Source organism: Flavobacteriales bacterium (assembly GCA_020635395.1).
Lineage (GTDB): Bacteria > Bacteroidota > Bacteroidia > NS11-12g > UBA9320 > UBA987.
Genome location: JACJZV010000001.1, coordinates 290,572 through 312,414, shown reverse-complemented (window position 1 = coordinate 312,414; position 21,843 = coordinate 290,572). Strand labels below are relative to the sequence as shown.

Here is a 21,843-nt window from a genome sequence, read left to right as displayed (position 1 = left end):
ATGCTCCGCCTTCTTTTTTGGTATCTTCAACTTCTTATCCCAAATAGGTTTTAAGAATTTTGCTTTTTGATGATTTGCGAAGTCGTCGTAAGGCTTTTTCTTTTATTTGACGAACACGCTCGCGGGTTAATCCCACTTTCTCAGAAATATCTTCCAATGTGTGTGCAGGCCCCCCATCAAGACCGTAATAATATTTCAATACGTCTCTTTCTTTTTCTGAAAGCGTAGAAATAACACGGTTTATTTCCTTTTGCAATGATTCGTTCAACAACGGATTATCCGGATCCGGCTCATCGTTGTTATCCAAAACACCCAACAATGTATTGTCTTCACCCTCGGTTAAAGGTGCGTCAATACTCAAATGTCGGCCGGAGGTTCGGAAGGCATTTTCAACCTCGGTAACCGGAATATCCAGTTCTTTTGCAATTTCTTCAGGCGTTGGTTCACGCTCATGCTCTTGCTCCAACTTGGCAGCGGCAGCAGAGATACGACCAATAGAACCTACTTTGTTTAATGGCAAACGTACAATACGCGATTGGTCAGCCAAAGCCTGCAAAATGCTTTGACGAATCCACCAAACAGCATACGAAATGAATTTGAAACCACGGGTTTCATCAAATCGTTTGGCAGCTTTTATCAAACCCAGGTTTCCTTCGTTAATCAAATCGCCAAGCGTAAGTCCTTGATTTTGATACTGTTTTGACACAGAAACCACAAAACGCAAGTTGGCGTTGACCAACTTTTCAAGTGCGGCTTGGTCTCCTTCCCTGATTCGTTGTGCCAACACAACCTCCTCTTGGGCATCAATCATCGGCACTTTGCTGATTTCGTTCAGATATTTGTCTAAAGATTTGTTTTCACGGTTGGTAAACTGTTTGCTGATTTTAAGCTGTCTCATGTGCTTTAAATAACTTTGCTTTTAATGCTACTACAAAAAAGAATTGGCAAAGGTAGCATTTTGTTTGATGCTTTTTGTCAAAATTCATTCGCTCCTCGCATATCAAATATCTTGCCAAACCACGATAAACACTAATATCTCAGCCGCAAATGCACATCATTTCTACAAATAATTTTGGCAACTAAACTCCACCCTTAGCAAAAAAAAAATAAAAAAAAATTTAATTTCCCATTTTAACCCTCTCCGGCATCCACTTTTGGAATTGATTTTGGCCTTTCACACTTGATTTATCTTTTTGAAACCCGCTGGTTTACATTTTTTGAATTGTGAAGTTTTTTCGGCATTTGTGTTTCAAAATCATACTTTTGAAATTGTTAATGATAATGTCGAGATCGGTAGTTTTTTTGTTTTTGTTGGTATGCCAATCAGTATTGGCAATTGCTCAGGAGCTACCCAAAATGGCCGTTGGCATGAATTATTATCCGGGGTTTTTGGTGGCTCATCGCGTGGATGCTCAAAATCTAGAAGCTCACATACATGGGTTTCAACTGCAAATTTCAAAACAACAATCTGTACAACCGTGGGCGTCGGTTTATAACAAACCCAAAATTTGCATGGGTTTTTTATATATGGATTTGGGCCGACCCGAGCTCACCGGAAAAGCCTTTGCAGCCATGCCCGGATTTGAAACCTCGCTAACAAACAGAACAAAAAGTAATTTGAGAATGCGGTTTAGCACGGGGTTGGCCTACCTAACCAAAAAATTTGATGTTTATACCAATAGGCACAATTTGGCCATTGGAAGTCATGTGAATGGTGTAATGCAGGGCCTTTTGCTTTGGGAGCATCAATACAACAACTTACCGCTTCAAAGCCACGTGGGCATTGGGCTTACACACTTTAGCAACGGCAGTTTTCGAATACCCAATTTGGGCGTAAATATGCCATCACTTACTTTTGGCCTGCACTATTTAATTGATCAATCGAACGAACAAAACCCCATTGTGGATACGCTTAAACCAAATAAATGGCAGGTACACTTTGCTTATGGATTTAAAGAGCAAAGTCTTACAAACACCACAGGCTTTCATATTTTTAACATAGAAGCTGTACGAATAAAACGAATAAACATCAAACGAGGCTGGCGTTTTGGAACAGACTTTTATAGAGATCGAACCTACCACTTTGACCCTGCCTCAGTGGACAATTCTCAAAAATTGGGTTTGTTCGAACAATTGGAATGCGGGCTTTTTGCCGGACACCAGTTGCTGATAAGCCGGGTTTATTTTATTACTGATTTTGGTGCCTATTTATACAAACCTACCAGTTCTAAATATGGCATTTATCAGCGTATCGGTTTCAATTATCACTTCAACCAAAAAGGGTATGCCGTGTTGGCTTTAAAAACGCATTTTGGCATTGCCGATCATTTTACATGGGGTTTGGGATATAAATTTTAAGTAAAAATGTACTACAGTATTCTTCGCCCGTCACTCAAAATCATTTCCGGTATCCTATTGCTTGTTCTGCTTTTTAATGGGTGTAAAAAAGAGCAAATGAATGATTGCTTTAGCAGCACCGGAAAAGACGAAACTGTGGAAAGAACATTGGAATCGTTTCACTCCATTTATGTAACGAACCAGTTTGATTTGGTGCTAACTCAAGATACTTCTCATACGGAAAAAGTACGAATAACGGGTGGAAAAAATGTGTTGGAAGGGGTATCGACCAAAATTGAAAACGGACAATTAAAAATCGAAAACTGCAACAAATGCAACTTTGTCCGTTCATACGACCGAAAAATAACAGTAGAGGTTTTTATTAAATCCATTGACGATATTTTTTGTGAAGGTGCTTCGAGCATTTCGTGCAGCGATACACTGTCTTTGTCCAAATTGAAGCTATACCATACCGCCCTCAATGATGTGAATTTGCTGGTAAATACGGATGGAGAAATAAATGTTGAGTCGATAAACTCGGGTGCTACCATTATTGCCGGTAGAGCATTTAAGTTGTCAGGGTCTATCGAAGAAATTTCCGAATTAGATGCCCGAAATCTGATTTGCGATGAAGTAATTTTTGATAATCACAGCCCGCTTGATAGCTACATAAACGCCACCAAAATTATTTATGTGGGCATATACGGCAATGGAAACGTATATTATGTAAAAGAGCCAAGCGAGGTGCTGGCCGTGAAAGAGGCTAGACGCAACGGCCGATTATTGTTGTTAAAATAGACCTAATCTGGCTATTCCCACGGATTCTTTTTATCCAAATCATCGCCCCAAGTGTCCCCGGTTTTGGGCTTTATCAATCCATCGTCTTTTGGTTTTTCCTTAATACCAAAATAGTCCATCACTACTTGTTTGTTGTAGGTATCCAGCCCCCACTCTTGAGCTATTTTCCCGTTTTTTATTACCAACATTCGCGGAAAGCCTTTGCCCTCTAATAGTTTATTGAACGACAAATAATCTTCTGTGCGAATGTGCGGAGGTTTGTATCCACCGGCTTGCTGAAAGAAATAGTCTTGCTCATTTTCTCTACCATAATCCACCAAATACATTTCGGGCAAACCACCCATTTGCTTCATTTCATTTAACTCTTTAAAACTTTCTTGACAATGCTGACAGGTCATGCTAAAAAAGCAAAGCAATTTGGTGCCTGATGGGTCAAATTTCTTATTGTTTGAGAAATTCCCAAATTTATCAAGAGCTGAAAGCACGGCAATTTTCTTAACGGCTTCTACCGTATTCGGAACATTGTCGGTTGTCACTTTGGTTGGCTGTTTGGTAGCTGTATCCACTGGCTGCTTGTTAGCTAATGTGTCAATGGTTTCATGGTATGAGGTATCAACAAACAATGAATCGGTTAGTATTTCATTTACCCCTGGAGTGTAAGGATAGCGTACTGAAAAACCGAGCGTACCGAACGTAACTAAGCCCACCACCAGCGGTGCTACCCAGCCTGCCAAGCCGTGTTGTTGTTCGTCTTTATATTTTTTCCAAACAAAAAATCCAACCAGCATTGCCACCACATTTTTAAGAATACTTTCCAAATTATTCATCGGAAGAATATCGCCAAAACAGCCGCAGTTGCCTTCTATAAAGCCCTTTTCGCTTGTTATACCCGAATAAAACAGATGAACTGTAAACAGTAACAGCAGCAAAATGGCCGCAGGCAACACCAATTTTTTGAACCTATAATTTTGGAGTAAAGCCACTCCCAGCACCAACTCCCCGGCCACAACGAACCGCGTAAACCATTGTATCCAAACATATTGCGATTCTTTTTCAGGCCAGTTTTGCCCTAAAAACAGCTCGGCCACCATACCATCAAAAAAGCCTATAGAAATGACTTTTGAAAGTGCAGAAAACACAAACATCACTGCTAAAAAAACCCTTCCGGCTCTAATCCAATTATTCATACGGTAATTTTTTTCGTTTTGCCGCAAATTACGTTCCCTTTTTTTGAATGACAAACATTGGGTTTTGGTTGGAATGATTAGCTCCATTTAGAGCGGTATTTGGTACATTCTTGATTGAATGCGATTTTTGGGGTACATCAACTTGTCCTAATGCTCCTTTGGCAACGGATTATTGAATATTCGTGCAGAAATGCCATTATTCAATTTCTTTATGAGGGTTTGGTAAAGTATTCTTTGAGTTTAATTTAGAAACTACTTTTTTGCCCGTTTTTTCCTCAATTTCTTTCCGTGTGTTGCCTGCAATAGTGCCACCTTGCTTGGCAATATGTTTGTTTTCACAAAAAGTTTTAGGCTTCTATTCCTTGCTTATTTCGGTAGTGGTGGCTTCGGCCAACATATTGAGTATCAATTCCAAAATTGGTCATATTGTCTCGCAGATTTTCCTTTTTTAGGTCTTTGTGTTTTTTATATGCTTTTACTAAAAATCCGCTCCATGCTTTTGTAATTTCATCGGTGAGTATGGCATATTCCTGGCCTTTTTTATACACCTCGGTTTTCCCACTCATCAGTAAGTTCTTTGCGAACCTCTATACTTTTGAGCCTTTGATTTATCCATTCTTTGCTATAGCCCTTTTTAGATAATTATCCATCAATCTGTTTATACCTATTTCAGGGTCTTCTATTTCATCAATCCGCTCACGAGCTACTTTGGCTATCCATAGTTTAAAGGGTTCTGCTTTGGGTGAAGGGATCCTTTGTATCAATCTAAAAATAGTTTCTATATCGGCTACATCGGTTTGATATCTTTTGCCATCGGCAGCCATTAATTTCAGTTTGTCACATTTTGTGACAATCTCACTACCTTCTTTTTTTAAGTCTGCCTTTTAATGCAGTCCAGTAGCTTTGTGCTTTTTTATACTCCACTTGTTCGGTTAATACGGCAACAATATCAATCACCGAAAAATACTATTTCTCAGTTTCTTCATTCCAAACCGAACGCACTTTTTTTTCTTCAAAAAGCTTTATCGAAATATCCTTTTTCATCTTCCTCTTTTTTACTTGATAAAAATCTTGAGTCACTTCTTTTCTTATTCGGTGCAAGTCAAGTCCACATCATTGTGCGAAGAACGTTTTATATACAATTATTCTTTATCTAAGAGTGAGTATTGGCGTTGTTTCGCTGTATTGCAACCAGCACAAACATCACAACAAAACGGTATTCCAAACAACTCGACTTCCAAAAAACTTCCCACCGATATTCTCTCCCCCCCTACTACCTCGCCACCACCATTGCTTTTGTTTGTTGCAAGCTGCCGTTTTGATAGCGATAATAGTAAGTGCCGGAGGCAAGTGCGGTTGCGTTGAAAATTACCTCGTGTTCGCCGTGTGGCATTTCGGAGTCAACCAACGTTTCGATCAGTTGTGCCTGACTGTTAAAAATTTGCAGTAGAATATGGTTTCCAGTAGATTCAAAACGAATGGTGGTAAAATCTCTTACCGGATTCGGGTAATTCATAACATACGCATCGCCCGATTTTCGCAACCTTGCCCTTTCTACCGAACTTGTTGTGCAGGCATTTTCATTTACCAATGGCAATTGCTGATGGGTTTTTAGTAAGACCGAATCCACCTCGGTATCTTCCAGACAAAACCAATCTTTTAGCACACTGGCATATACCGACCTAAAATCATACTGCATGGGTAAATTGTCATTTACCTCAACGGTAGAGGCAATGGTTGGATTTTTGCCCAAAATACCGGGTTTTACATTTTTACCAAACAAAAACAACGGTGCCGCTGCTCCGTGGTCGGTCCCTAAAGAGAAGTTAGACATAATTCGGCGGCCAAATTCGGAGTAGGTCATGCCTAAAACTCTATCCGCCAAACCCAATTGTTCCACATCATCCTGAAAAGCATCTATGGCTTCGCTGAGTTGACCTAATAAATTGGCGTGCGAGCCTTTTTCATTGCCCGCGGTGGCATCTACCTGTGCGGCATGGGTGTCGTATCCGCCCTGAGTAACAATATAAATACGGGTTTTCAAACCGCCGGAAATCAATTGGGCAACAATTTTCAACTGATCGGCCAATCTATTTTGCCCTGTAGTTGGATATTTTGTGCTTTTGTTGGCTCCTTTATCGCCCGCATTTTTAACGGCTTGTCCGTAGGCATTGCTTTGCTCGGCCACTTGCCGCACATAATCCAACTCTTTGCCTGCTTTTGTTGTGGGCGATTGAGTGTAGTTTCCTGTCAAAAGCTGGTAATAGGCCGATGGGTCACTGATGGCCATGCCCATGTTTACGCTCACTCCCTGACAAACGGTAGAAACCACCGAACCCACCTGCAATGCCAATGGGTCGGGCATATCTGTGTTTGGAAATCCGTTAGGGAAATTGGGAAACTCGTGAGACAAATATCTGCCCACCCAACCGGAAGTCAGCACCTCATTAGAATCAGAGGCCGTGTGCCAAATATCTGTTGCCCTAAAATGCGAATAGTTTGGATTTGGATAACCAACGCCCTGCACCACACTTAATTTTTCGTTATCAAATAGCGACCGCATGTGTGTCATAGACGGATGAAAACCCGTGCTATCCACCCCATTCAGAACCAGCACTTTTGATATGGGAATCATTACGTTTGACCGTGCTTTGGCAAGATTGGTGTATTGGTCGATTGGGATAACCGTATTCAGCCCATCATTTCCGCCACTCAACTGAATTAGTACCAGCACGTGGTCGGTATTGACAAAAGCCCCACTCAAGGCGTTCATCATATCCGGATTGCCCAGGGCAGTAATGGGCAAACCATTGAGAACAATGGGAAGTGCCGCAAACGGAACTGTATTTTTTATAAACTCTCTTCGTTTCATTTTTCTTTCCTTTATAGTTTACGACAATTGATATTCGGCCAAATTCATGATGTATTTTACAAGGCCACGCAATCGCAGCGTGACTACATTTTTCTTTACAGCGTTGGTTTTATCGGCCTGATAATCGTTCCAAGCTGCTGTCCAGTAGCTTTCGGCCTGCCCTGAAAGTAGAAAAGAACGCATGTATTCTTTTTGGTCGCTGCTCACATCAAGGGTAAAGAAATATTTAACCATATCGTTTACCAAATCGGTAGCACTTTCGGGTTTTGGAAACATTTCGGCAACTGCAGTAGGCTCTATTTTGATACTCAATCCATTTCTTGACACTTCGGCCAATGCCAAAATATCGCCTATCTGATTTCGTTTGGGCAAGGTGTCGGTGTTTATCCATATTTCATGATATTGAGGCACCTGATAATAGGCTGGCCATCCTGCCACGTTTGGCGGGTCGCCAATATTTTGTTGTTGAATAACGCACGCCTGCCAAACAATCGACCAAAAGTAGTATTGCTCTTCTAAGTATGAATTATCCGGAAAAACGATGTCGTACTGCCGCATCATACCCACCGTAAAATCTACCGGACTTTTTATTAAACAACCCTGATTGGCCACATCAAAAAAATGTTCGCTTTTTAAAAGTGCCGCTAAGACGGGTTTTATGTCGTAATTATTATTCCTAAAAATATCGGCCAATGGAGCAATCACATTGGTTTCTTCGGCCTCGCCAATTTCGTAATATACAAACCAGCGATACAGCTTTCGGCATATAAATTTGGCCACTTCTTCTCTCGAAAAAATTAAATCTAACAAAACGTCCAACTCTGTGGCACCGGCAGCTCCGGTTTTTCCAGAAATTGTTGTGCTGGAGAAAAATGTAGAAAACACTTTATCGCTGCTATCATGCAAACTGGCATTAAAATAGGTGGTATAATTTGTTCTGTTAATTCTCCACCCTGTCAGCACTTTTGCAGCTTGCTGCACATCGCTTTCGGTGTATTTAGAATCAGGGCCTTTGCCCAATGTGAACAACTCCTGTAGCTCGCGGGCATAATTTTCATCAGGAGCATTTTTGGTGTTTGCACTCCCGTTTAAATAGGCAAGCATAGCAGGGTCAAGTGTTACCAATTTTACCAGATTTTTGAAATTTCCCAACGCATTGTCTCTCAACAATTGTTGATGATTATAGCCATAGATTGGGTCGCGATAAACCTCCGTTTCGGTAGAGAAATGATTGTGCCAAAACAGTGTTATTTTTTCTAAAATGCTTCTATCCTGATGAATCATAAGCCCTGTCCACCATTGTTTTAGAGAATTGAGACGCACATTGTTTAAGTTTGCATTATACGGGCCATACACCCATGTTTGTCCAAGTGCAATATCAGGGTCGGTTATTCTATCATTATTATATGCATTTACGGGAGGGGCAGGTTTGGAAGAAACCGGAGCCAAAAGCTCATCAACCGCATCCGACATGGATTTTTGATTGAAATAAGCAATATCATCCATAGCGGCACCAAACATGGTTCTTCGCAACAAATGTGTTACCTCTTTTTCTGTCCACGAACCACTGTATGCCGAAATTCCGGATTGGGTACGAGCCGTTTTTTGAGTTGCTGATATCATATTTATGAATTAATTATGAACGTAAAAAACAATGCTAAGGTACAGAAGATTTTGGAATTTGCAGTAGGGTTATAAACTATTGCCCAATTAATTTTTTGGAGAAAAAGTGGGCTTTCCAAGAATTATTACTTCATATTGTCGATTTATTGCAGTTTTTAACTTAAAAAATATAGTTTCGAGTTTATTTTTGCCCAACATGAAGATTAAAAAGACCCTAAGATTTTATCTTATCATCACACTTGCACTTTGCTACTTTCCATCGTTTGCTCAAGACAGCGAAATATCATGGTATAGCTCTGTTGGCTTATCGGTTGGAAACTCGGCAGGAAGCACGTTTTCCCGCACTTCCTACCCGTCCATCGAATTTGGCGGCATGAAAAAATCAACAAGCGTTGGTTTGGTTTTAGGAAGAAGCAATTTTGCCGATTTTAACAAAAGCTCCGCTTCCGACTATTGGTATGAGTTAAAAGCAGCCATTAGCTTCCCTATTGGCTCTGCCAGTGGGTACGCTTTGGCCGGAATTGGCTCTTATTTTTCTACCCAAAGGGCGTTTATTGAATACGGATTGGGGGCATCCTATATGCTTAATGATAATTGGGGCATTTTTACCCAAGCCAGCAATTGGGATAATTTTTGGTATGTAACCCCCGGCCTTACTTATAACTTTTAAATTTTAAAGACATGTCAAAAGATAGTTTTAATTGGAAAAAACTCTTTATAAACGAAGATGAAGCCACCAATGCACACAATGAAAAGTCCGAAACTCCGAAACAGGTATCTTTTCCGGAGAATAATGCAATAAATTCAGAAAAAAGTAACTCTTTGCAAACTAATCCGTATTTGGAGGAGATTCTTAAAGTTTATGAAAATGGATTTAACACACTTAATCTTAGCGACTTCGATTTTTTTGAGTTGTATAAATCTGTGATGGCCACTGGCGTAAATAGTCAGCAAAGCTACCAAATGGCTTTTACCATTGGTCAGTCTATCAAACCGGATTTGACAAAGGAATTTTTGTTGGACAAGGCCAATTACTATATTATTGAAATAGAAAAAGTTCACACCCAATATCAACAAACGGGTAATTCAAAAAAAATGGAGCTCGACAGTACGTTGGGTGCCGAAAAATCAACGTTGAGCAACCGAATAAAAGAACTTGAAAAACAAATTAGTCAGTTGCAACAAGAATTGGATTCAAGCAAAGCCCGATTAGAGAAAATGGACGACCAAAACGAGGCAAAATATACCGAAGTTCAATTAAAATTGGAAGCCAACAATCTGGCCAAAACAAAACTATTGGACTCGATTTATGCAGTGGTAAACGGAATTAAGAATTATTTGTAGTATATTGTAAATGAGTAAGTTAGAACAAGAAAAAAGTACACTTTTAGAGCTTCCCATTCTCAAACATTTTGATGAAGCCAAAGGTGAGATAGCCCTTAAAGCGGATGAATTAAAGAAAAATCAAAAAGGATTATTTTACTTTTTGTCGTTGGCATTGCTTGGCGTAGGCGGTTATGCCATTTGGATGTATGTCATTCCGCCGCTGTTTACCATGCTTGGACAGGCCGTTGCATTTTCTGCGTTGGCCATATTTTTGATTTTTTTGGTCATGATGTTTCCGGTTATTTTAAAAGGACTGCGATTTGCCACCAAAAATTTGCATAAAGCTCTGATAAAAAGCAATCCTTTTGGCGAATTGGAAGAGCAAAAGCAAAAGATGATGAAGAATCGAGATGTTTTTAAACAAACCAAATCAAAACTAAAAAGTCTGAAAGGCGAAATGGAAATGGAAGCCTCCAAATCGGAGTCGGAAGCCCATAAGTTTGAAGAGGAAGTGTTGAGCCTTAAACGGCAGTGCGAACGCCTTAAACTTGCAATGGATGACATAGTTAAAACCAAAGGTGTGGCAGGCAAAGACACCGATGAATACGTGCAACTGCAAAGTGAATTAGCCAAAAAATTGAGCGAATCTCAACGCGTTTCAAATCAATACAATCAAAGCAAAAACTTTATTTCTAAATATGGTATGCGTGCCAATGTTTTGGGCAAAATGGACAGAAAACTTACGCTTGCCGGAACAGCTATTGATATTAAAATTGCCGATTTTGATACCACCATTACCATGTTGAGAAAAGAATATGAGTTTGCACACAATGCCAAAAAAGCAACCGAAAGTGCAAAAAGTGCCATGATGTTTACCAAAGAATGGGAGTTGGAGTATGCTCTCGAAGTGGTTACCTCAACCATTGCTCAAGACATAGCCCAAACTTCTGAAAATCTGGTTGATATTGATTCGCTCACCTCTCAATATTCAATTGATAGCGACGAGCTTTATGCTCGGTTAGACTCTCTTGCCGACAAAATTCAGACGGGCAGCGAAGCCATTCCAGACTCGACCAAATACCGAAACCCAAACTATAAACCTACCAAAGAAGACAAACAAAACGCCGGAGGTTTTGGCGATATTTTTTAACTTTAATATTTAATAAAAATGGGAAAGATTTTAAGAACAAAAAAATTAACTACACTTTCTGAGTTTTTAATTGTAGTGCTGCTTATTGGCAGTATTTTGGCCGCTGTCTATTTTTTATCGCCGGGTTTACGAACAGCCATTTCAAAACAAATGGATGGAATAGACCTAAATAAAGATGTGGTAAACAATGTGATGAACGCACCAAAAATTGACCTTCCAACCAAATCGGCTTCATCAAGCGTTAGCTCTAAACCTCAGGTAAGAATTGCCGGGTATGCATGGAACGCTCAATCGGGAATTATTGTAGCCAACGGTGGCCCCAAAACAACCAAAGGCTCATTGATGGAACAAAATGGCGTGAATTTGGAAATCATTCGCCAGGACTGGCTTTCGGAATTGCGAAACATGCAAATGAAATTTGTGGAAGAATTTGATAAAGGTGCTGCCTATCCTTCATCCGACAAAAGCGTTTTTGCCATTATGATTATGGGCGACGGAGCTCCTTTCTATATCAGCTCTGCCCAAAAAGCATTGGATGATAAATATGGCAAAGACAAATACCACCTGCAAGTGTTGGGAGCTGTGGGTATGAGCTATGGCGAAGATAAACTTATTGGACCCGTTAGCTGGAAAACCAATCCGCAAAGCATGAAAGGTTCAGTTATTTCGGCTGTATTGGGCGATGGCGACTGGGTTACCACGGTGAACTATTGTTTTGTAAACGGGCTTAAAGTAAATCCTGACCCATCTACTTACGATGCCGATGCCGTAAACATTTACCCATCAGAAAATGATGATTACATAAAATCTGCCGAAGAGTTGATTAAATCTCAAAAATCGGGCTGGACAGTGGAGTTGAAAGAAGTTAAAAACGGAAAACTTACAGGCAAAAAAGTAAACCGAAAAATTGACGGATGTGCTACTTGGACTCCTGGCGACAAACAAGTTTTTGATGCATTGGATGGTTTTATTGATGTAGTTTCAACGAAAGAATTTAACAACCAAATGCCAACGGCGTTGATTGGTGTAAAAGAATGGGCTGAGAAAAATCCGGATATTGTTACCGGAATTTTAAAAGCCTCTTTCACTGCCTCCAACCAAATGAAAAACTATGATGATTGGAGACACAGAGCTGCAGAGGCCGTGGCAGAAACCTATCAATTAGAAAATGCCGACTATTGGTATAAAATGTTTCAAGGACAAACTGGCACCAAAGGTGGTATTAAATATAACATGGGAGGCTCCAGAGTATTTAATTATAACGATGCCATGCAGTATTTTGGTTTGAGCGATGGAGTGAACCGATACAAAGCCGTTTACAACCAGGTGGGCAATTATCTTACCCAGCTGAATCCGTTTGGTTACAACGAAAACGTTGGTTTTGTGGTTCCTTACGACCAAGCCGTAAACCTCTATTTTGTTAAAAACATCAACGATATTCAAACCACCGAGGCCGACAAATCGGATTACACCAACGAGGCAAAAGACGTAATGGCATCCGGCGAATGGAAGATTAATTTCAACACCGGAAGTGCAGTCCTTTCAAGCTCGTCAAACAAAGATTTGGAGACTATTTACAATCTGCTAATTCAGGCAGAAAATACGAAACTTTCGATTGTTGGACATACGGACAATGTGGGTAGCGATGCAACCAACATTCCGTTGTCAAAATCGCGGGCTCAGTCGGTTGTAGCTTACCTTACTAACAAAGGCATTCCATCATCCAGATTTCAACTTATAGACGGTAAAGGAGCCACCCAGCCTGTGGCCGACAATGGTTCTGAATACGGTAGAGCTCAAAACCGACGAGTTGTTATTACGTTGTTAAATTAGACATTAACAAAACAGCATTTTGTTAAAAAAATTAGTTACCCCGTTTGAAAAAATAAGCTCCCAACAACGGTACATCATTGCCGCTGTTTGGGTGCTTATTTTGGTGGGTTTGTGGGTTATTACCACCGCCGGAACAAAGCATTTATTTCCAAATCCAGAGCAGGTTTTTATTGGCCTAAAAGAGCTTTGGCAAGAAGGGTTGGTAACCCACATTTTCAGTTCGCTCCGGCTGTGTTTTACCTCGATACTTTTGGCAGTTTTAATATCGTTGATATTTGCCTACACATGGCCCATACCGCTTTTAAAACCGGTTGCCAATATCATTACCCGTTTTCGCTATCTGCCCCTCACCGGAATATCCTTCTATATTTCGATGATTGTGCACGATTCGCGAACCATGCAGGTTTGGATTATGGTTATATTTCTAACCACTTTTTTAACAACCTCGCTCATTTCGGTTATTCGTGATATTTCTGACGAAGAATTTGACCACGCAAAATCATTAAAATGCTCGCGATTTGAAGTTTTGTGGCAGGTTATTATTTTAGGAAGAATTGACTACGTTATCGAAGCCATACGGCAAAACTTGGCGATAACCTGGATGATGCTCGTAACCATCGAATCGGTGGTGGCAGCCTCTGGTGGATTGGGTTTTCTCATAAAAAATTCAGATAAGTTTATGAACCACGGGCGAATTATTGCCCTGCAATTGGTTATTCTACTCATTGGTTTGTTTCTGGATTGGTTTATCAATTTCTTACGTAAAAGTTTATTCAGATATTCCAAAATATGACAGGTTTTGAATATAAAGACACGCTGCTTTACGTAGAAAATTTGAGCGTAGCGTATGATGACCACTTAATTATTAAGGATATTTCCTTTTCGGAAAAAGATGTGGTGCGTGCAGGACATAAAAGCACCGGACAAGTCATTGCTTTTGTGGGAAGGTCGGGTCGTGGAAAATCAACCCTTTTTCGAGCTTTGACCGGACTTGTGCCACTTCGCTCCGGCAGAGTTTTGATAAAAGATTTTAACGCACAAAACACGGATGCGGCCAAAGAAATAAAAGAAGGAGACATTGGCTTTGTAGATCAGAAATACACATTGTTTCGGCACAAAACCGTATCGCAAGCTCTGCTTTTTGCCATGCGAAAATCATCTATCTCTGCCGAAGAAAAGAAAACAAAAATTGCCGAATACCTTGAAAAATGGGGACTTTCGCAATGTGCCGACAAATACCCAAACGAACTATCGGGCGGACAACGACAACGCACCGCTGTGATAGAGCAGCTATTTTCGTCTGACAAATTTATCATCTTGGATGAACCATTTTCGGGCTTGGACGTGGGCAATATTCGTGAGGTAAAAAAATCGTTTGACTTATTAGGCCAAACGTCGGAGGAAAACACCATTATTTTCTCCACTCACGACATTGAGTTGGCCGTAGAATTGGCTCAGGTTATATATGTAATCGGCTACCCAACCATCAACAACGAAAAGCAAAACTACGGCACCATTGTGGCCAAATACGATTTGCGTGAACTCGGTTTGGCTTGGCAAGAATATGGCTCACAACATATTGAGTTGCACAAACAAATTGTTCAGAGCATGTTAGACTCTTAACATAAAACACCGAATGAAAAATCCGATTCGATTATTAGAAGAAGCATTAACGTCATTGATGGACGGTGTAAAGGGAAATTCAAAACCTGAAATTGGAAATCATTTTGCCATCGAATTGGAAAAAGCGGTTAAAGATTGTATCACCTTTTTAGCTTCCGAAAAAAATATAGCTTCCGGAAAAATTGCCGCATCAATAGATATTAACCAATTATTTTTGGCCGATTTGGTGCATATCTCCGATGTCCTCCACTCAAAATCAAGTGCCAAATCGGTGTTTATTTTGGCCTATTACTACGATGCACTCATCAACAACAAATACGCCGAAACCGAGCATCTCGAGGCCTGGCTATCGTTGACCAAAGAGAAAACATTTTCTGAAAAACTCGAAAAAACACTGAGTGCCTATCGAAAGCCGGATTTTGTACTTACCCACCAATTTACCGGAGATTCAGCCAAATTAGACCAACTGTTGACTCATTATTCTACTTTTATTCGGCTGGCGTTCGGCCTCAATTTCAAATCGGATGAAGAGAAAAAAGATTTCTTTAAGTTGAATAAGGCTAAGACCAACCACCCCACTATCTCACCCAACGATTCGTTGGAAAAAGTGATGGAAGAACTGAATGAATTAATTGGGCTGGACAATGTAAAAAAGGACATCAACGACCTAATAAATCTGTTAAAAATTCAAAAAATACGCACCGAAAAAGGGTTGCAAAATGTGGAAGTAAGTCTTCACAATGTTTTTTTAGGCCCTCCGGGAACCGGAAAAACAACGGTTGCCCGCTTGTTGGGTCGCATATACAAACATTTGGGTTATCTTACTGTCGGTCAATGCATTGAAACAGACAGGGAAGGCCTTGTGGCAGGCTATGTAGGGCAAACGGCCACCAAAGTAAACGAAGTGGTGCAGCAAAGCAAAGGCGGAGTATTGTTTGTCGATGAGGCGTATGCCCTCAATCAAGGAGTGATGGGCAACGACTACGGCTCAGAGGCCGTCAACACGTTGCTAAAACGCATGGAAGACTTACGAACCGACATGGCGGTGGTGGTGGCCGGATACACCGAACCGATGAAGGAATTTATAGAGAGCAATCCAGGCTTGCGTTCGCGGTTTAACCGATACATTATTTTCGATCATTTTAGTGCCAAACAAATGATGGAAATATTCCTTTTATTCTGCAAAAAAGCAGATTTTAAACCTACTTCCGATGCTCAAGAAAAGCTTGAGGCAATATGGGATGGATTATACGAAAAACGGGACGAAGGCTTTGGCAACGCCCGCGTGGTACGCAACATTTTTGAGCAGTGCATCGAAAATCAAGCCAATAGGCTTTCCAAATTCAAACGTGTCAGCAAAGAACGCCTCATGCTTTTGGAAGAAGAAGACATTCCTGAACCAAAACAAATGATTGACGAGGTTTTTTTGACGAAGTAGAGGGGAATTATATTGTTTTCTTTTGCAGCAGAAAGAAGTGTTGATTTTTAACAATACGTTTTTCTTTTTACTGTTTTCTTGAATTTCCCTAACTATAATACTCCCCAAAATAGAACAATTCACATGATTAATAAATTTGAATCGTTCCTTACTTTGGAGTATCCCAAAAGCCTTACCGTAATGATTTGTACTCGATAATAGATTTCAACAAAAAAAGCCCCCGAAATCAGAGGCTTTATGCAAAATAAATTGTTAAATCTATCTCTTAAACAACTTGCCAAGCAAGCCGCCAAGAAGGCCGCCACCGCTTGATTGATTGGTACTTCCACCTCCTGTAAGGCCTCCTACCATGTTGAGAATATCACTCAAATCAAGTCCAGTGCTTTTGTCGCTGGTCGAGGCCAAACCACCCAACAGTCCGGCAACGCTGCTGATGTCGAAACCTCCACTACCGGCTTGACGCTTTTGCCTGCCTAAATAACCCATTAATAAGGGAGCCGCTATTTTTAAAAGGTTTCCAATTTGACCAGATGATAAACCTGTTTTTGCACTCAAACCATTTTCAACTGAGGTTTGATTATTACCCAAAACATGTTTCAAAATGCCGGCTCCTGGGCCGCTATCGCTGTTTCCGATAAATCCGGTAATGTCGTCCAAAATGCTTCCATCGTGGTCTCTGTCTAGGGCTCCTAAAAGGCCACTGGCACCACCTTCTGATTTAGCGTTGTTCGACATAGCACCCAACAACGTTGGGACGATGCCTTCTAATGCCGTACTTGTTTGCTGTGGGGTGGCTCCAATTTTTTCGGCCATGGCATCCAATCCGCCTTGTCCAAGTTTCGACATAATCATCTGAGTAAAGTCCATAATATTATTTTTTAATTGTTACTAAACTTAAGGTGGTTGGGTTTATGTATTTTTCGACTTTAGGCCTCTCCAGCAGGCCCAAAGTTCATTGGAAATGACGGAGGTTGATCATTAGCTTCTATCTCTCCAAAGCTATCTTCAAATTTTCTTATATTCTCTGTAAGGGCAAACATCAATCGTTTGGCATGTTGTGGTGCCAGAATAATTCGTTGTTTTACCTTTGCTTTTGGCACGCCCGGCAATAACCGCACAAAATCCACAACAAACTCGGAGTTCGAATGGGCAATGATGGCCAAATTTGAATAAATACCTTCGGCAACCTCCTCACTCAGCTCAATATCTATTTGATTGCCTTTTTTGTTTTGATTCTCTTCCATTTTCTTTTTTTAACTCTAAACAAAAATGCCCCAATGTTGGGGCATTTCAAAATTTTAAACAATTATTTTTTGTTTTAGTTTGATGCCTTTACTTCTCCAACGGTGGTGTCAGTAGAGACATCCTCTTTAGAACTCATCAACATATTGTATTCTTCTTGCGAACCCACAATGATATCTTCATAATCCCGCATACCTGTTCCGGCCGGAATAAGGTGGCCTACAATAACATTCTCTTTCAGACCTGTCATCAAGTCAATTTTCCCACTAATTGCAGCTTCATTCAATACTTTGGTGGTTTCTTGGAAAGATGCTGCCGACAAGAAGCTCTGTGTGCCTAATGAAGCTTTTGTAATACCCATCAACAATGGCTCGGAGGTTGCAGGAACTGCATCTCTTACCTCAACCGTTTTTAGGTCTTTTCGCTTCAATACAGAGTTTATATCGCGTAGTTTACGCAAACTAACTATCTGCCCTGGTTTTAATTCATTTGAATCTCCGGCATCCGTAACAACTTTTTTATCGTAAATCATGTTGTTTTCTGCCTGAAACTCAAATTTATCAACACCTTCACCCTCCAAAAACTTAGTGTCTCCTGGATCTACAATGGTCACTTTTTGCATCATTTGACGCACGATAACCTCAATGTGTTTATCGTTAATTTTTACACCTTGCAATCGGTAAACCTCTTGAATTCCGTTCACAATATAATTTTGAACAGCGGTGGGTCCTTCAATTGCCAAAATATCTTTTGGAGTGATAGAACCGTCGGACAAAGGAGTTCCAGCCTTTACGAAGTCGTTATCCTGAACCAAAATGTGTTTTGAAAGCGATACTAAGTAGCGTTTTACAACTCCTTCTCTTGATTCAATAACAATCTCACGGTTACCTCTCTTAATACCTCCGTAGCTTACCACGCCGTCAATCTCTGCAACAACAGCAGGGTTTGATGGGTTACGTGCCTCAAAAAGCTCCGTTACCCGTGGCAAACCACCCGTGATATCGCCTGTTTTACCAAGCACACGTGGTATTTTGGAAATGATTGTACCGCCTTTTATTTTGTCGCCGTCATCAACCGAAATGTGAGCACCAACAGGCAAGTTGAATTCTTTTAGGATTTCACCCTTTTTATCTAACAACAACACCGCTGGTATCAGCTTTTTATCTCTGTTTTCGATTAAAACTTTCTCCTTAAATCCGGTTTGCTCATCAATTTCGTCTTTGTAAGTAATGCCGTCGATAATATCTTTAAATGCGATTTTACCTTCAATATCACTAACAATTACAGCGTTGTATGGGTCCCATTTACAAATCATGTCGCCACGTTTTACTTTGGCTTTGTCCTCAACCATCAAAATAGAACCATAAGGTACGTTTAATGTATTAAGAATTTCTTTTGTTTTTGGGTTAATCACACGAATCTCGCCTGATCGACCAATGATTACCTCTTCTTTTTCGCCATCGTCAGACACTCGAGTAACGGTTTTTATCTCGTCAAACTCAAGTGTACCATCATATTTTACATGCAATTCTGACTCAGAAGCAATGTTTGATGCCGTACCACCCACGTGGAATGTTCGAAGTGTAAGCTGTGTACCAGGCTCACCGATTGACTGAGCAGCAATTACGCCTACTGCATCGCCTCGTTGTGCCATTCTACCTGTTGCAAGGTTTCTTCCGTAACATCTTGTACAAACGCCTTGTCGTGATTCGCATGTCATTACCGACCGAATTTCTACGGTGTCAATACCAACTACTTCAATTCTGTTGGCAACATCTTCAGAAATTTCTTGACCAGCCTCTACAATGATTTCTCCTGTTGTTGGGTCTTCGATATCATACAAACTTGTTCTACCCAAAATTCGGTCGTACAAGCTTTCTACAATTTCTTCGTTCTCGCGAAGTGCAGATATTTCTATACCACGCAATGTTTCGCAATCCACTTCGTTTATTACCACGTCCTGTGCCACATCGTGCAAACGACGAGTCAAATAACCCGCGTCAGCTGTTTTAAGAGCCGTATCCGCAAGACCTTTACGAGCACCGTGTGTAGAAATGAAGTATTCCAAGATGCTCAAGCCTTGTCTAAAGTTCGACAAGATTGGGTTCTCGATAATCTCTCCTGTTCCTCCGTGACCTGTTTTCTTTTGTGGTTTTGCCATCAATCCCCGCATACCGCCCAACTGACGAATTTGTTCTTTCGAACCCCTCGCACCTGAGTCAAGCATCATGTATATCGGGTTAAACCCTTGATCATCGTTGGCCAATTTTTTAAGCAAAGCATCTGAAACTCTTGAGTTTACACGAGTCCAGATGTCGATGATTTGGTTGTATCGCTCATTATTGGTAATAAAACCGTTGTTGTAGTTATCCCAAATTTCGTCCACTTCTGCTTTTGCAGCTTCAATCAAATTGTCTTTTTCATCTGGCAATACAACATCGTTGATGTTAAATGACAATCCGCCTTTGAACGAATATTGGAAACCAAGGTCTTTAATATTATCCAAGAATTCGGCTGTTTTTGCAATACCTACTTCTTTAACCATGTCTCCGATAATGTTTCGAAGCGATTTTTTGGTAAGTAAAACATTTAAGTAGCCCATTTCTCTTGGTACGAACTTGTTGAAAATAACACGTCCAACGGTTGTTTCGATAATTTTCTCAACCGGTTGACCATTCTCAACAGTATGGGTTTTTACCTTTATCTCGGCGTGTAAATCCGCTCTACCTTCGTTGTGAGCTATTCGCACCTCTTCGTCAGAATAGAAGGTTTGACCTTCGCCCACAACTTTTCTGTCTTTTGTGCCTTTTCTACCTTTTGTTAAGTAATAAAGTCCCAAAACCATGTCTTGCGATGGTACCGCAATTGGGGCACCGTTGGCAGGGTTAAGAATGTTGTGTGGAGCAAGCATCAATATTTGAGCCTCCAAAATTGCGGCATTTCCAAGTGGGACGTGTACCGCCATTTGGTCACCGTCAAAGTCGGCGTTGAATCCGGTACAAACCAATGGGTGCAAACGTATCGCTTTTCCTTCTACCAGTTTTGGCTGAAACGCCTGAATACCCAAACGGTGAAGTGTTGGGGCTCGGTTTAGAAGAACCGGATGTCCTTTCAAAATATTTTCAAGAATTTCCCAGATAACAGGGTCCTTTCTATCCACTATTTTCTTGGCAGATTTTACCGTTTTAACGATTCCTCTTTCAATCAGTTTTCTGATAATGAATGGTTTGAAAAGCTCGCTGGCCATACCTTTTGGTAATCCACACTCGTGAAGTTTAAGAGTTGGACCAACAACGATAACCGAACGACCAGAGTAGTCAACCCTTTTACCAAGAAGGTTTTGACGGAAACGACCTTGTTTACCTTTAAGCATATCACTCAAAGATTTCAACGGACGATTTCCGCTTGATTTTACGGCATTTGCTCTTCTGGTGTTGTCAAGCAAACTGTCAACAGCTTCTTGCAACATCCGTTTTTCGTTCCGCAAAATCACATCGGGAGCTTTAATCTCCATCAGTCGTTTCAAACGATTGTTTCTGATGATTACTCTTCGATACAAGTCGTTCAAATCAGAAGTAGCAAAACGGCCACCATCTAAAGGTACTAACGGACGTAATTCTGGTGGAATGACCGGTAATATTTTCAAAATCATCCACTCTGGACGATTCTCGAATTCTTTGTTGGCCTCGCGGAAACCTTCTATAACTTTTAATCGTTTTAGGGCTTCTGCTTTTCTTTGTTGCGAGGTTTCGTTGGCCGCTTGATGACGTAGTTCGTATGACAATTCGTCCAAGTTTAGGCGAGATAATAAGTCCGAAATGGCTTCGGCACCCATTTTTGCAATAAACTTGTTTGGATCTTTATCGTCTAAATATTGGTTTTCTTTGGGAAGCGTGTCGAGTATGTCTAAATACTCTTCTTCTGTCAAGAAATCAAGGTAATTTACACCATCGTCTTCTTTAACCCCAGATTGAATTACTATGTATCTTTCATAGTAAATAATCATATCTAATTTTTTAGAAGGAAGGCCAAGCAAATAACCAATTTTGTTTGGCAACGAACGGAAATACCAAATATGTGCAACGGGAACAACCAAATCAATGTGTCCCATTCGCTCACGACGCACTTTTTTCTCTGTTACCTCAACGCCACATCTATCGCAAACAATGCCTTTGTATCGAATACGTTTGTATTTTCCACAATGACATTCATAATCTTTGGTTGGGCCAAAGATTCTCTCGCAAAACAAACCGCCCATTTCAGGTTTGTATGAACGATAGTTGATCGTTTCTGGTTTTATAACTTCACCATTCGAACGTTGTAGGATTACTTCTGGCGAAGAAAGTCCAATACGAACGGTTTTAAAGTTGCTTTTTATTTTTTGTTCTTTTCTGTTGTAAGACATTTTTGTTTT

16 protein-coding genes and 1 pseudogene are annotated in these 21,843 nt (G+C 40.5%); 9 read left to right on the top strand and 8 right to left on the bottom strand.

What is annotated here, in order from left to right; translation table 11 throughout:
* Positions 1 to 34: 34 nt before the first annotated feature.
* A complete protein-coding gene (locus tag H6607_01320; GenBank protein MCB9261000.1) occupies positions 35 to 898 on the bottom strand; it encodes an RNA polymerase sigma factor RpoD/SigA in 864 nt (287 codons plus the stop codon).
* A 383-nt stretch (positions 899 to 1,281) separates the two neighbouring features.
* On the opposite strand from H6607_01320, the gene H6607_01315 reads away from it, so the two are divergent.
* A complete protein-coding gene (locus tag H6607_01315; protein MCB9260999.1) occupies positions 1,282 to 2,358 on the top strand; it encodes an acyloxyacyl hydrolase in 1,077 nt (358 codons plus the stop codon).
* A gap of 6 nt (positions 2,359 to 2,364) precedes the next feature.
* Positions 2,365 to 3,135, top strand: coding sequence for a DUF2807 domain-containing protein (locus H6607_01310; protein MCB9260998.1), 771 nt, complete (start codon positions 2,365 to 2,367; stop codon positions 3,133 to 3,135).
* A gap of 11 nt (positions 3,136 to 3,146) precedes the next feature.
* On the opposite strand, the gene H6607_01305 is transcribed toward H6607_01310, so the two are convergent.
* From H6607_01305 to H6607_01290, 4 genes and pseudogenes are all read right to left on the bottom strand, one after another.
* Complete coding sequence (locus H6607_01305; protein MCB9260997.1) at positions 3,147 to 4,322, bottom strand: DoxX family protein; 1,176 nt, start codon at positions 4,320 to 4,322, stop codon at positions 3,147 to 3,149.
* Positions 4,323 to 4,518: 196 nt separating this feature from the next.
* Positions 4,519 to 5,366 (bottom strand): annotated as a pseudogene (locus H6607_01300) (hypothetical protein).
* Between the two features lie 229 nt (positions 5,367 to 5,595).
* Complete coding sequence (locus tag H6607_01295) at positions 5,596 to 7,194, bottom strand: DUF1501 domain-containing protein (protein ID MCB9260996.1); 1,599 nt, start codon at positions 7,192 to 7,194, stop codon at positions 5,596 to 5,598.
* A gap of 18 nt (positions 7,195 to 7,212) precedes the next feature.
* Entirely contained in the window at positions 7,213 to 8,817 is a 1,605-nt protein-coding gene (locus H6607_01290) for a DUF1800 domain-containing protein (GenBank protein MCB9260995.1), read from the bottom strand.
* Between the two features lie 196 nt (positions 8,818 to 9,013).
* Here H6607_01290 and H6607_01285 point away from each other — a divergent pair, with 196 nt between their 5' ends.
* Genes H6607_01285 through H6607_01255 form a run of 7 tightly spaced genes read left to right on the top strand, consistent with a single transcriptional unit; the run spans position 9,014 to position 16,187 of the window.
* On the top strand, positions 9,014 to 9,487 hold the full coding sequence (locus H6607_01285) for a hypothetical protein (GenBank protein MCB9260994.1): 474 nt from the start codon (positions 9,014 to 9,016) through the stop codon (positions 9,485 to 9,487).
* Between the two features lie 11 nt (positions 9,488 to 9,498).
* On the top strand, positions 9,499 to 10,161 hold the full coding sequence (locus H6607_01280; protein ID MCB9260993.1) for a hypothetical protein: 663 nt from the start codon (positions 9,499 to 9,501) through the stop codon (positions 10,159 to 10,161).
* 10 nt (positions 10,162 to 10,171) lie between these two features.
* A complete protein-coding gene (locus H6607_01275) occupies positions 10,172 to 11,293 on the top strand; it encodes a hypothetical protein (GenBank protein ID MCB9260992.1) in 1,122 nt (373 codons plus the stop codon).
* 18 nt (positions 11,294 to 11,311) lie between these two features.
* Positions 11,312 to 13,126: an OmpA family protein gene (locus tag H6607_01270; protein MCB9260991.1), complete on the top strand. Its 1,815-nt coding sequence runs from the start codon at positions 11,312 to 11,314 to the stop codon at positions 13,124 to 13,126.
* 19 nt (positions 13,127 to 13,145) lie between these two features.
* Positions 13,146 to 13,919 carry a hypothetical protein gene (locus H6607_01265; protein ID MCB9260990.1) on the top strand — a complete coding sequence of 258 codons (774 nt, stop codon included), beginning with the start codon at positions 13,146 to 13,148 and terminating at the stop codon, positions 13,917 to 13,919.
* Entirely contained in the window at positions 13,916 to 14,749 is an 834-nt protein-coding gene (locus H6607_01260; protein ID MCB9260989.1) for an ABC transporter ATP-binding protein, read from the top strand. The genes H6607_01265 and H6607_01260 overlap by 4 nt, the downstream gene beginning before the upstream one ends.
* Positions 14,750 to 14,762: 13 nt before the next feature.
* Positions 14,763 to 16,187, top strand: a complete 1,425-nt coding sequence (locus tag H6607_01255; protein ID MCB9260988.1) for an AAA family ATPase — start codon at positions 14,763 to 14,765, stop codon at positions 16,185 to 16,187.
* A gap of 258 nt (positions 16,188 to 16,445) precedes the next feature.
* Here H6607_01255 and H6607_01250 read toward each other — a convergent pair whose 3' ends face one another.
* The 3 genes from H6607_01250 to rpoC form a co-directional block, all read right to left on the bottom strand.
* Positions 16,446 to 17,033, bottom strand: a complete 588-nt coding sequence (locus H6607_01250; protein ID MCB9260987.1) for a DUF937 domain-containing protein — start codon at positions 17,031 to 17,033, stop codon at positions 16,446 to 16,448.
* An 80-nt stretch (positions 17,034 to 17,113) separates the two neighbouring features.
* A complete protein-coding gene (locus tag H6607_01245; protein ID MCB9260986.1) occupies positions 17,114 to 17,431 on the bottom strand; it encodes a DUF3467 domain-containing protein in 318 nt (105 codons plus the stop codon).
* Between the two features lie 74 nt (positions 17,432 to 17,505).
* Positions 17,506 to 21,834: a DNA-directed RNA polymerase subunit beta' gene (gene rpoC, locus H6607_01240; protein ID MCB9260985.1), complete on the bottom strand. Its 4,329-nt coding sequence runs from the start codon at positions 21,832 to 21,834 to the stop codon at positions 17,506 to 17,508.
* Positions 21,835 to 21,843: the final 9 nt, after the last annotated feature.

What these genes read in the sequence shown, in the direction of transcription:
- H6607_01320 (MCB9261000.1), bottom strand. Translation starts at nt 898, where the DNA reads ATGAGACAGCTTAAAATCAGCAAACAGTTTACCAACCGTGAAAACAAA.
- H6607_01315 (MCB9260999.1), top strand. Translation starts at nt 1,282, where the DNA reads ATGTCGAGATCGGTAGTTTTTTTGTTTTTGTTGGTATGCCAATCAGTA.
- H6607_01310 (MCB9260998.1), top strand. Translation starts at nt 2,365, where the DNA reads ATGTACTACAGTATTCTTCGCCCGTCACTCAAAATCATTTCCGGTATC.
- H6607_01305 (MCB9260997.1), bottom strand. Translation starts at nt 4,322, where the DNA reads ATGAATAATTGGATTAGAGCCGGAAGGGTTTTTTTAGCAGTGATGTTT.
- H6607_01295 (MCB9260996.1), bottom strand. Translation starts at nt 7,194, where the DNA reads ATGAAACGAAGAGAGTTTATAAAAAATACAGTTCCGTTTGCGGCACTT.
- H6607_01290 (MCB9260995.1), bottom strand. Translation starts at nt 8,817, where the DNA reads ATGATATCAGCAACTCAAAAAACGGCTCGTACCCAATCCGGAATTTCG.
- H6607_01285 (MCB9260994.1), top strand. Translation starts at nt 9,014, where the DNA reads ATGAAGATTAAAAAGACCCTAAGATTTTATCTTATCATCACACTTGCA.
- H6607_01280 (MCB9260993.1), top strand. Translation starts at nt 9,499, where the DNA reads ATGTCAAAAGATAGTTTTAATTGGAAAAAACTCTTTATAAACGAAGAT.
- H6607_01275 (MCB9260992.1), top strand. Translation starts at nt 10,172, where the DNA reads ATGAGTAAGTTAGAACAAGAAAAAAGTACACTTTTAGAGCTTCCCATT.
- H6607_01270 (MCB9260991.1), top strand. Translation starts at nt 11,312, where the DNA reads ATGGGAAAGATTTTAAGAACAAAAAAATTAACTACACTTTCTGAGTTT.
- H6607_01260 (MCB9260989.1), top strand. Translation starts at nt 13,916, where the DNA reads ATGACAGGTTTTGAATATAAAGACACGCTGCTTTACGTAGAAAATTTG.
- H6607_01255 (MCB9260988.1), top strand. Translation starts at nt 14,763, where the DNA reads ATGAAAAATCCGATTCGATTATTAGAAGAAGCATTAACGTCATTGATG.
- H6607_01250 (MCB9260987.1), bottom strand. Translation starts at nt 17,033, where the DNA reads ATGTCGAAACTTGGACAAGGCGGATTGGATGCCATGGCCGAAAAAATT.
- H6607_01245 (MCB9260986.1), bottom strand. Translation starts at nt 17,431, where the DNA reads ATGGAAGAGAATCAAAACAAAAAAGGCAATCAAATAGATATTGAGCTG.
- rpoC (MCB9260985.1), bottom strand. Translation starts at nt 21,834, where the DNA reads ATGTCTTACAACAGAAAAGAACAAAAAATAAAAAGCAACTTTAAAACC.